At 44.6% G+C, this 10,331-nt stretch carries 5 protein-coding genes; 2 read left to right on the top strand and 3 right to left on the bottom strand.

The annotated features are described in order from the left end of the window. The first annotated feature begins 243 nt into the window (after positions 1–243). Positions 244–606 (top strand): nascent polypeptide-associated complex protein, encoded by a 363-nt coding sequence (locus FWF39_RS10695; protein WP_343383430.1) that lies wholly within the window; start codon positions 244–246, stop codon positions 604–606. A gap of 95 nt (positions 607–701) precedes the next feature. Here FWF39_RS10695 and carB read toward each other — a convergent pair whose 3' ends face one another. The 3 genes from carB to FWF39_RS10680 all read right to left on the bottom strand — a co-directional run bounded on the left by carB (position 702) and on the right by FWF39_RS10680 (position 7,061). Then, positions 702–3,974, bottom strand: coding sequence for a carbamoyl-phosphate synthase (glutamine-hydrolyzing) large subunit (carB, locus tag FWF39_RS10690; protein WP_343383429.1), 3,273 nt, complete (start codon positions 3,972–3,974; stop codon positions 702–704). Further along, positions 3,975–5,129, bottom strand: coding sequence for a glutamine-hydrolyzing carbamoyl-phosphate synthase small subunit (carA, locus tag FWF39_RS10685; protein ID WP_343383428.1), 1,155 nt, complete (start codon positions 5,127–5,129; stop codon positions 3,975–3,977). It abuts the gene before it with no gap. A 594-nt stretch (positions 5,130–5,723) separates the two neighbouring features. Continuing rightward, entirely contained in the window at positions 5,724–7,061 is a 1,338-nt protein-coding gene (locus FWF39_RS10680; RefSeq protein WP_343383427.1) for a cyclic 2,3-diphosphoglycerate synthase, read from the bottom strand. 433 nt (positions 7,062–7,494) lie between these two features. Between FWF39_RS10680 and FWF39_RS10675 the strand changes: the two genes are divergently transcribed. Beyond that, positions 7,495–10,179: a PQQ-binding-like beta-propeller repeat protein gene (locus FWF39_RS10675; RefSeq protein WP_343383426.1), complete on the top strand. Its 2,685-nt coding sequence runs from the start codon at positions 7,495–7,497 to the stop codon at positions 10,177–10,179. Positions 10,180–10,331: the final 152 nt, after the last annotated feature.

The following is a 10,331-nucleotide window of genomic DNA, read 5'->3' as shown; positions in this document are numbered from 1 at the left end:
GTCGGTTTGGGCGGCAGATCGAAATGGTTCGGGTAAGCAGATAGATTGGCATTTTACCACAAAACAAGCAAGAGGTAAACTAAAACATCTATATCCTAACTTATAATGCGGTCAAAGCACTATACTGTTGATACGAATACATAGTTTTGAACATCACTCAACCGCCTTGAACAGAAAAAAGCCACGATACTCTAGTTAAATTTATCAAGTTCTAGCGTAGATATTTGTGGTAAGGGAATAGTTATGCATAAACGTATAAATCCTCGAGAGCAGAAACGCATGATGCAACGCATGGGCATGAATATGGACAGCGTGTCTGATGTGGAGCAGGTTATCATCCGAACAGCCGACAAGGATATAGTTATCGATGAGCCAGAAGTTGCGATTCTTCAGGTTCAGGGTCAAAAAATGTATCAGGTTATCGGCGGTCAAGTTAGTGAGCAGGCGCCCTCAGCTCGAGGCACAACAGCACCGACCAAACCCATGTTTAGCGAGGAAGATGTGCAACTCGTAGCGGATCAAACCGGCAAGAGTCTTGACAAAGCACGGGAAGCACTCAAAGAAGCCGATGGCGATTTAGCCAAAGCAATTCTACTTCTCTCTTAATTCTTTCTGGAAAAAGGATTTTAAGTTAAAAGAAAAATATAACGGTGTATTACTACACCACATATCTTTTGGAGAACAACGAAGGCACTATATGGTTACCATTGTTTCCATGGTAGTTTATCCATATATTCGTTGAGACTGATGATGCTGTCGTCGTTATTGTCTTTTTGCTTAAGTACTTTAACCAGTGCTTCTGCTAGTTGTAGATTTGTAATAACGGGGACGTTGAATTCTACTGCTTGACGGCGGATAGTGTAACCATCGGTTATGATGTCGGTTAGATTTGAGCAGTGGTTTGCAATTGGTACGTTTATGACTAGATCGATTTTACGTTCTTGGAGATAATCGAGAATGTTTGGGGTAACTTCGGGGTCTCTAACTTTGTGCAACACTGTAGTGGTTACATCATTTTTGTTGAGAACTTTGGCGGTGTTAGCGGTTGCATAAATTCTGAAGCCCATGTCAAGAAGAGATTTTGCGATGGGAACTACGCGTGTTTTGCGTTCTTCATCACCACCTACGCTGATAAGTACAGATCCACCTTTGGGGGGAACCATAAACTCGGCGGATTGAAGGGCCTTAAAGAAAGCATCGGAAAAGTTTTCGCCTATACATGCCACTTCGCCGGTGCTTAGCATTTCAACGCCCAATACTGGGTCAGCACCACTGAGACGCATAAAACTAAACTGTGGCACTTTAACGCCTACGTGAGGTGCGGTTTGCATAGGGGAGAGTTTGAGGTTAATTTTTTTGCCCAACATGGCCATGGTAGCAAGTTCGATAAGGTTTATGCCACGAGTTTTGCTTACAAATGGCATGGAACGACTGGCTCGAAGGTTGCATTCGATGACGTTAACAACATCGTCTTTGACTAGGTATTGGATGTTGTAGGGTCCATGGATGTTAAGTGCTTTAACGATGCGTATGGTTGCGTCTTCGATGTCTTTTTGTACTTCAGGTTTTAGTGCTTGGGGGGGTATAGTCATGGTTGCATCGCCGCTGTGTACACCGGCGTTTTCGACGTGTTCCATGATGGCGCCGATGAAAACATTTTCGCCGTCTGAGACGCCGTCAACTTCGACTTCTTTAGCGCGGTTGATAAATTTGCTAATGACCACGGGGTGGTCACGGGATACTTTGGCGGCTAATTTAAGAAAGTTCTCCAGGGACTCTTCGTTGTGGGCAACACGCATAGCTGAGCCGGATAGCACATAGCTTGGGCGTACCAATACTGGATAACCGATTTTTGTTGCGAATTGTTTGGCTTCCTGGATGCTTTGGAGCTTACTCCAGCTGGGCTGGTGGATACCGAGTTGATCAAGCAAAGCACTGAATTTACTTCGATCCTCAGCTACGTCAACGTCTTGTGCTGAGGTCCCAAGTAGTTTAACGCCTGCTTCTGAAAGAGGCAGAGAGAGGTTATTGGGAATTTGTCCACCGACACTTGTGATGATGCCTAGAGGGTTTTCTTTTTCGTAGATGTCAAGGATGCGTTCAGTTGTGAGTTCTTCAAAGTAGAGTTTGTCTGATACGTCGTAGTCAGTGCTGACGGTTTCGGGGTTATAGTTGACCATGATAGCTTCTTGGATGCCATTCTTTTTGAGGGCCCAAACGGTGTTTACTCCGCACCAGTCAAATTCGACGCTACTTCCGATGCGAAAGACTCCAGCACCTAAAACTATAACCTTCTTTGGGGTTTGGGTGAATTCTATGTCATCTTGATCTCCGCCGTAGGTGAGGTAGAGATAGTTAGTTTTGGCTGGCCACTCTGCAGCTAGGGTATCGATCTGTTTTACAACTGGGGTGATGCCGGCATTTTTACGATAAGTGCGGATGGTTGTTTCGTCAGTTTTTTGGCATATTGCGATCTGTTGGTCGCTAAAGCCGATGCGTTTGGCTTCGCGGATGATTTCTGTGGCATGTGTTTCGTTTAGGTTGAGGTTTTTGAGTTGGGTTTCCATATTGATGATGTTTTGGATTTTGTGAATAAAGAAGGGATCTATACCGCTTATGCGATAGATCTCCATGACGGGTATGCCGATTTTTAGGGCTTTAACTAGTTTGTAGAGACGCTCATCGGTTGGGTTGGCGACTTCGTTGCGCAGGTGGGCTTCTGTTTCGGTCTCTTCGTCTTCGGGGTTGCAGACTAACCCGATTTTTCCGGTGTCTAGCATGCGGACGGCTTTTTGGAGGGCTTCTTCAAAGCATCTGCCGATGGCCATGACTTCGCCGACGCTACGCATTTGTGGTCCGACATGGCGGTCGGCGTTTTTGAATTTTTGGAGGTCCCATCTTGGGATTTTGATGGTGATGTAGTCAAGGGCTGGTTCGAAGCAGGCGGTTGTGACTTCAGTGACTTTGTTGATTAATTCGGAGAGGTTGTAGCCTATGGTGAGTTTGGTGGCTATGTATGCGAGTGGATAACCGGTAACTTTGCTGGCAAGGGCGCTGCTACGAGACATGCGGCTGTTGACTTCTATGACGCGGCATTCTTCGGATTTGGTGTTTAGGGCCCATTGTATGTTGCATTCGCCCACGATGCCTAGGGCGCGAATAGCTGTTATGGATATGGATCGGATGGTGTGGTATTCTCGATTAGTCATGGTTTGGGAGGGTGATACAACGATGCTGTCGCCGGTGTGGATGCCCATGGGGTCAAAGTTTTCCATGTTGCAAACGGTTAGACAGTTGTCGGCATAGTCACGCATGACTTCGTATTCGACTTCTTTCCAGTGGCCAACGTATTCTTCTATGAGAACTTGGTTTATGCGACTTTGTGCGATGCCTATGGTGGCAATTTCTTTGAGTTCTTTTTGGTTATGGGCAACGCCTGCGCCTTTGCCGCCCAGGGTGTATGCGACGCGGATCATAACAGGGTAACCGATTTCATCGGCTATATCTAGAGCCTGTTTGACACTGGTGGCGGCTTGGCTTTTGAGGTAGGGTACGCCGGCTTTTTGCATGGCTTGGCGGAATCTTTCGCGGTCGCCGGTGTCTTCGATTGCTTTGACAGGTGTGCCTAAGACTTTGACGTTGTATTTTTGGAGAATGCCGCTTTTTTCAAGTTCTAAGCCACAGTTAAGGGCGGTTTGGCCGCCAAAGCCTAGGAGGATGCCGTCTGGGCGTTCTTTTGCAATGACTTTTTCGACGTAGTGGGGTGTGACGGGGAGGAGATAGACATTGCCACTTAGGCGGGGGTCGGTTTGGATGGTGGCAATGTTGGGATTTATGAGGACAGTTTGGATACCTTCTTCTTGCAGGGCTTTTATGCATTGGCTACCGCTGTAATCGAATTCTGCGGCTTCGCCGATTTTGATAGCGCCGCTACCTAGGACCATAACTTTTTTTATCCAGTCGAACTTTGGCATTTAGGGTTTCTCCAGAGTTTTTGCGAATTTATCAAATAAAAATTCAGTTTCATAGGGACCTGGTGAGGCTTCGGGGTGCCACTGTACTGCAGATACGGGTTTGGTTTTGTGGCATATGCCCTCGATGGTTTTGTCGTTTGGGTTGATAAACCAGGGTTCGAGGGGTGTGTTTTTGAGTGAGCCGGGGTTTATGGCATAGCCGTGGTTTTGGGTGGTGATGTAGCATCGACTGTTGGTTTGGTCGCGTACAGGTTGGTTTTGGGCACGGTGGCCGAATTTGAGTTTGTAGGTATCAGCACCTAGAGCCAAGCCTAGGATTTGTGCACCAAGACAGATACCCATAATGGGAGTTTTTTCGCTGAGTTCTTCAACTGTTTTGATGGTTTGGGTGCATTTTTTGGGGTCGCCTGGACCGTTGCTTATGAATACGCCATCAGGGTTGTAGCTTAAGATTTGTTCTGCTGGGGTATCATAGGGAACACGTACTACGGTTATGCCGCGGTTGAGTAGACATCTTATGATGCTGTATTTGACTCCACAGTCGATAAGTACCACGGTTTTTGTACCCTCAACAGAGTAGGTAATGGGTTCTTTGACTGAAACCTCTTTGACGAGGTTTGTTAGGTTGGGGTCAGTTATGTTTTGGTTGTTTATTTTAAAGTTGTCTAGGTCAGGTTCTTCGCCTGGTTCAAACACCTGTACAATACCCAGCATTACCCCGTGGTTGCGTAGTTTTTTGGTGAGGCGTCTTGTATCTATGCCATAGATACCCGGTACACCCTCGTCTGCGAGCCATTTATCAAGGGTGCGGGTGGATGCCCAGTGGAAGGGTTCTTGGCAGAGTTCATGAATGACCACACCTTGGGTTTGAATGCGATCAGATTCGAAATAGAGTGGCAATCCCATATCGATTTTTTTGTCAGGAACACCATAGTTGCCGACCATGGGATATGTAAAAGTTAAGATTTGCCCCTTATAGGACGGATCCGTTAAAGCTTCAGGGTACCCTACCATCTGGGTAGAGAAAACCACTTCGCCTGAGGCTTTTGTTGTTGAACCAAATCCTTTCCCGGTGAATAACGTACCGTCTTCGAGAAGCAGAACCGCTTTTTTATTTTTTATATTGTTGTTGAGCGTACTATATTGAGGAACCAAAGCCCTATTTCACCATTCAGTTTAAATTTTTAAGTCTTACGGTTTATTGAGAGTAAAGAGAGCAGCCCATGATGGCACTGTTTAGCGTGATCTCAACGGCTGCTAAGCGTCTTTGAGTTTTCGATGGCTTTGGTTTCAGCGCATGCTTTGAGTCTCTTGCATCGAGTGCTCTTTTGACTTCCGCGGGGGAAGGCCCATCTTGCACTTTATATGTTTCGATTAATTTGTGTAAATTTGTGCATGCAACTAGGTCTAGGCTTTAACCATCAGTTCAAATCCACCGCATCTATGGAGGCTACTTTCAATAATAATTGTTGAAGCAACATCCATAGCACTTGTTTATTCAATTAACACCTCATAAACAGCGGTAATCTTGCAGAGATACAAAAAACACATCAAGTATACACCCTATCAGAGATAGTTGTGATGATAAAACCTAAAACTGCTTTTGGTCAACATCGGTTGGTACACTTGATACAGAATCAAAAAAGAGTTGTATAGCACCGGGCAAATCAGATTATTTGGAAGGAAAAGTTGGTTCACAGGTCACATAAACCGGTATGTTTGTACCGGTCTTGTGAAGTGTGGTTGAGTTTAGCCTTTGATTTTTTTTATAAAGTTGGCTAAGACGTCTTCCATGTTTGGGTTGCCGATTTCTTGGAGGTTGTATGTTACGCGTGTGTTGGGTTTGTTGATTTTGATGATTCTTGCCAAGTCGATTGGTGTGGCAATGACTACGGAGTCGCATTCGGTTCGCTCGATGGTAGCTGCTAGGTCATTCATTTGTTGTTCGCCATAGCCCATAGCAGGGAGTAATTTGCCGATGTTGGGGTAGATGCGATAGGTTTCAGCTAGTCTGCCCACTGCATATGGTCGGGGATCGATGATTTCAGCGGCACCAAAGCGGCGAGCGGCTACAATACCTGCACCGATTTTCATCTCACCATGGGTTAGAGTTGGGCCGTCTTCGATCACAAGCACTCGTTTACCTTTGATAACTTCAGGTTTATCGACACTTATGGTGGATGCAGCATCGACTACGGTGGCTTTGGGGTTCACACGCTCAATATTGCTTCGAACGGAGAGTATACTATCAAAATCAGCACTATCAATTTTGTTAATCACTACGACATCAGCTAAGCGCAGAGTCACTTCGCCGGGATAGTAGGACAGTTCATGTCCGGGCCGGAGGGGGTCGACTACTGCGACCATCAGGTCAGGGCGGAAGAAGGGAAAGTCGTTGTTGCCGCCATCCCAGAGAATAACATCACAGCCATTTGGGTCGTTTTCTGCGGCTCGTAAAATTGCCTCATAATCCACACCTGCATAAATCACATTGCCTCGGGAGATGTGGGGTTCGTATTCTTCCATCTCTTCGATGGTGCAGTTGTGTTTTTTTAGATCCGCAATGCTAGCAAAGCGCTGTACTTTTTGTGCAACCAAATCACCATACGGCATGGGGTGGCGAACAGCGATTACTTTTAAGCCATGGGCCATCAGTACCTCGGTTATGCGTCTGGAAGTTTGGCTTTTGCCACAACCTGTGCGAACTGCACCTACTGCGATGACAGGTTTGGTACTTTTAATCATGGTATGTTTAGGACCCATCATAGAAAAATCTGCACCTGCAGCATTAACTTGAGCGCCGATACTCATGACCACAGAGTAGGGAACATCACTGTATGAAAATACGCATTCATCAGCATCAAGATCTTTGATAAGTCTCTGAAGGTCTTCTTGAGCATAGATAGGGATACCTTCAGGGTAGAGACTACCAGCGAGTTCTGCAGGATATTTACGATTTGCTATGTCTGGGATTTGCGCGGCAGTAAACGCGACTACCTTATAATCAGAATTATTCCGAAAAAAGGTGTTAAAATTATGAAAATCTCGTCCAGCCGCACCGATTATAATAATTTTTTGTTGTGCCATATTAATTTCCCTTCGATAAAAATTTTTACGGCCGTATTAATAGTTTTGCACAAGAAAAATAGGTAATTTCGGAAAATATGGCCAGAATCACTCAACTCTTCACGCTAAATGACCATAAATTTATAGCATAGCCTTACAAATGGCTAAAAAGAGACTGCGCAACTTTCAAACCGTCTAAATTGGAATCTCCATCGGTAGTACTGTTGATATTTTACACGCCAATATTTGACCCTGATATGATAGACAACACTCTTGGGAAGTGTTTTGTGTTGTGTAAAATCGGGAAGCAACTATCAGTTGTGAAATGGACATTGTCTAGTGCAGTTAGGCCAGATTTACTGTTTAGCACACATTTGGAACCCCATATTTAGAAAAAATTTAAAAATCGTTCACTCATACCCAATTCTATATTATAATAAAGGAAATAAGAAATATGGCAACAGAAACAAAGTTTAAGAAAATAAAAATTGGGTTGATAACAACTATACTACTGTTAGTTCTTGCTATCCCAATGTTTGCTTTACCAGCTCAGTCGCATACACCTGCCTGGGAAATCCCAACGTTTGCCTACATCCACGTCTCACCCAACCCCATAGGCGTCGGACAAACAGTTAACGTCCTTATGTTTCTAGACAAACTGTTTGATGGCGCAGCGCTTGTAAACAATTACCGGTTTCACAACTACAATCTAACCATCATAAAACCAGACAATACAACTGAAACAAAAATTTTTGACATAATTAACGATTCAACATCAGCACAAGGTTACCAATATACCCCACAAGAAACAGGCGAGTACACGTTCATATTCACTTTCCCTGGACAAGCAGTAAACCAATACTCCGGCCAATACAATCCCAATTCTGCCTTTGTCAATGACACCTATAATCCAAGCTCTGCACGAACCACACTTGTCGTTCAACAAGAACCAATACCAGGTATGGTTGGTAGTTATCCCCTTCCAACTGAATACTGGACACGACCCATCTATGGCGAAAACCCTTTTTGGTGGACAATATCATCAAATTGGTTAGGTATGGGCTCAGCCATTGGTGCTTGGGTTGGATCGGGCACTCTTAGCGGTGTTTCAACCACCAATTTCCAAAGATATCCCGGTGATGCGATAGGCCCACAAACGTCGCATATAATGTGGACTAAACCATTCCAAAGCGGGGGTATTGTTGGTGGAAACAACTATGAAGTTGAAGGCGAATCATTCTTTGATGGCTCAGCATACATCCAAAGACTCTCCAATCCAATAGTCGTAAATGGAAAACTCTACTACACCGAACCTCTATCCATAAACTCTAAAGATAGTTTTGCCAGCTCATTGAGTCCCATAGGACCAACAAAATGTGTAGATATAAGAACCGGTGAGGTTATCTGGTCAAGATCTGATGTACCCGCAATATCCTTTGCCTACCTCTATGACTTACGCAACCCACAACAATACGGCGTTTATCCACCAATTCTCTTTGCAAGCGACGCATCTAGTAGATGGCAAGCATACGACGCAGATACAGGTAATTGGTTATTTAACGTCACAAACATCCCCTCAGGAACAATAGTTGCTGGACCACAAGGTGAACAACTCAGACTAGTATTGACAAACTTGGGAACTGCCGCGAATCCAAATTGGTACCTAGCTCAATGGAACTCATCGAAATTATGGACTGGAAACGGGTTTTCAACAGACTTTCCAGCGGGATCAGCCGTACAATGGGTACCAACCGCAGTAGGAACTATTGACGCAAGCATATCCACAGGTGCAACAAACCGCTATGACTGGAACGTCTCAGTAGCCCAACTAAACAACCAAATTTCTGGAACCGTAGCATCAGTTGTGGCACTTAGAGATGACATAATTATCTTTAGAAGTGGATCATTACCCACATATTCCTCACAAGCGCCATATACGTACTTCGCTCTCAGTCTTAAACAAGATACAGTTGGTAATCTTTTATGGAAAAAGACCTATAATCCTCCCGCTGGCAACGTTACAGTCAATCAAGGACCCGTAGAATCAACTAATCGAGTATTTGTTGAAGCACATAAGGAAACCAGACAATTTGTTGGATACAGCATGAATACAGGTGAAAAGCTATGGGGTCCAACCGCTTCGCAAGCCGCTCTGGACTATTATGGTAACGCAGGTACAGCAAACATCGGTGCTCAAGGAGCATATGGCAAAATCTACAGCATTGGCTACAGCGGAGTACTCTATTGCTATGACTCCAAAAATGGTACGTTGCTTTGGACCTATGGTAATGGTGGAGTAGGCAACAGTACAAATGCAGGCTTCGAAGTGGGACAAGGTTCCTATCCAGGAGTCATAGGTGCAGTTGGCGACGACACAGTCTATATCTATACAACTGAGCATACAGTGCAGACTCCTATCTACAAAGGCGCGCAAACAAGAGCAATTAATGCAACTAATGGAAAAGAAATCTGGACTCTATCGTCATATGTCAATACCTTTACGTCTCAGAGTTTTGCAATTGCAGATGGCTTTGCAGTATTTCCCAACAGCTATGATAACCAAGTATATAGTGTGGGACGCGGGCCTAGTGCAACTACTGTTGATGCACCAATGGTCAACATTGCATTAGGATCAGGTTTAGTCATAAGGGGTACTGTTACCGACATTTCAGCAGGCACCAAACAAAACGAACAAGCGGTTCGCTTCCCCAATGGTGTTCCAGTAGCATCCGATGCAAGTATGAGTGAGTGGATGGGCTACATCTATCAGCAAAAACCGCTACCGAAAAACTTTGCAGGCGTTGATGTAACTATCAGTGTAATCGATGAGAACAATAATTATCGAACAATCGGCACTACCCAAACAGGCGAAAATGGTGCGTACAGTTTCCAGTGGACACCCGACATTCCAGGTAAATACGCAGTTATTGCAACATTTGCAGGCACAAACGGATATTGGCCATCACATGCAGAAACAAGCTTTGCAGTAGATCAGCCCCCAACAGCAACAACACCACAACCAACACCTGAGACAGGTATAGCTGATCTATACTTCCTGCCAGCATTTGCAGGTCTCTTTGTTGCAATCATAATATGCATTGCACTGGTAGTCTTAGTGCTAAGAAAACATCATCCATAGAGATTGAAAAATCTCCCTTTTTTTTAAAAAACCGGAACTCTCCATTTTTACGCCATAGGTTAGGCTATTTTACCGAGCTTTTAGCTTTTGAAGGCATTACGTGTCAGATGAGGAATCGTTGCATATGGTGTAACTATGGCGTAATTATTCTT

Source organism: Candidatus Bathycorpusculum sp. (genome assembly GCF_009778815.1).
Lineage (GTDB): Archaea > Thermoproteota > Bathyarchaeia > Bathyarchaeales > Bathycorpusculaceae > Bathycorpusculum > Bathycorpusculum hydrogenotrophicum.
The sequence above is the reverse complement of the archived record's forward strand: the minus strand, read 5'-3'. Positions and strand labels throughout refer to the sequence as shown.

Bases quoted from the DNA above. Each gene is read 5' to 3' on its own strand.
- carB (WP_343383429.1), bottom strand. From the start codon at position 3,974: ATGCCAAAGTTCGACTGGATAAAAAAAGTTATGGTCCTAGGTAGCGGC.
- FWF39_RS10675 (WP_343383426.1), top strand. From the start codon at position 7,495: ATGGCAACAGAAACAAAGTTTAAGAAAATAAAAATTGGGTTGATAACA.
- FWF39_RS10695 (WP_343383430.1), top strand. From the start codon at position 244: ATGCATAAACGTATAAATCCTCGAGAGCAGAAACGCATGATGCAACGC.
- FWF39_RS10680 (WP_343383427.1), bottom strand. From the start codon at position 7,061: ATGGCACAACAAAAAATTATTATAATCGGTGCGGCTGGACGAGATTTT.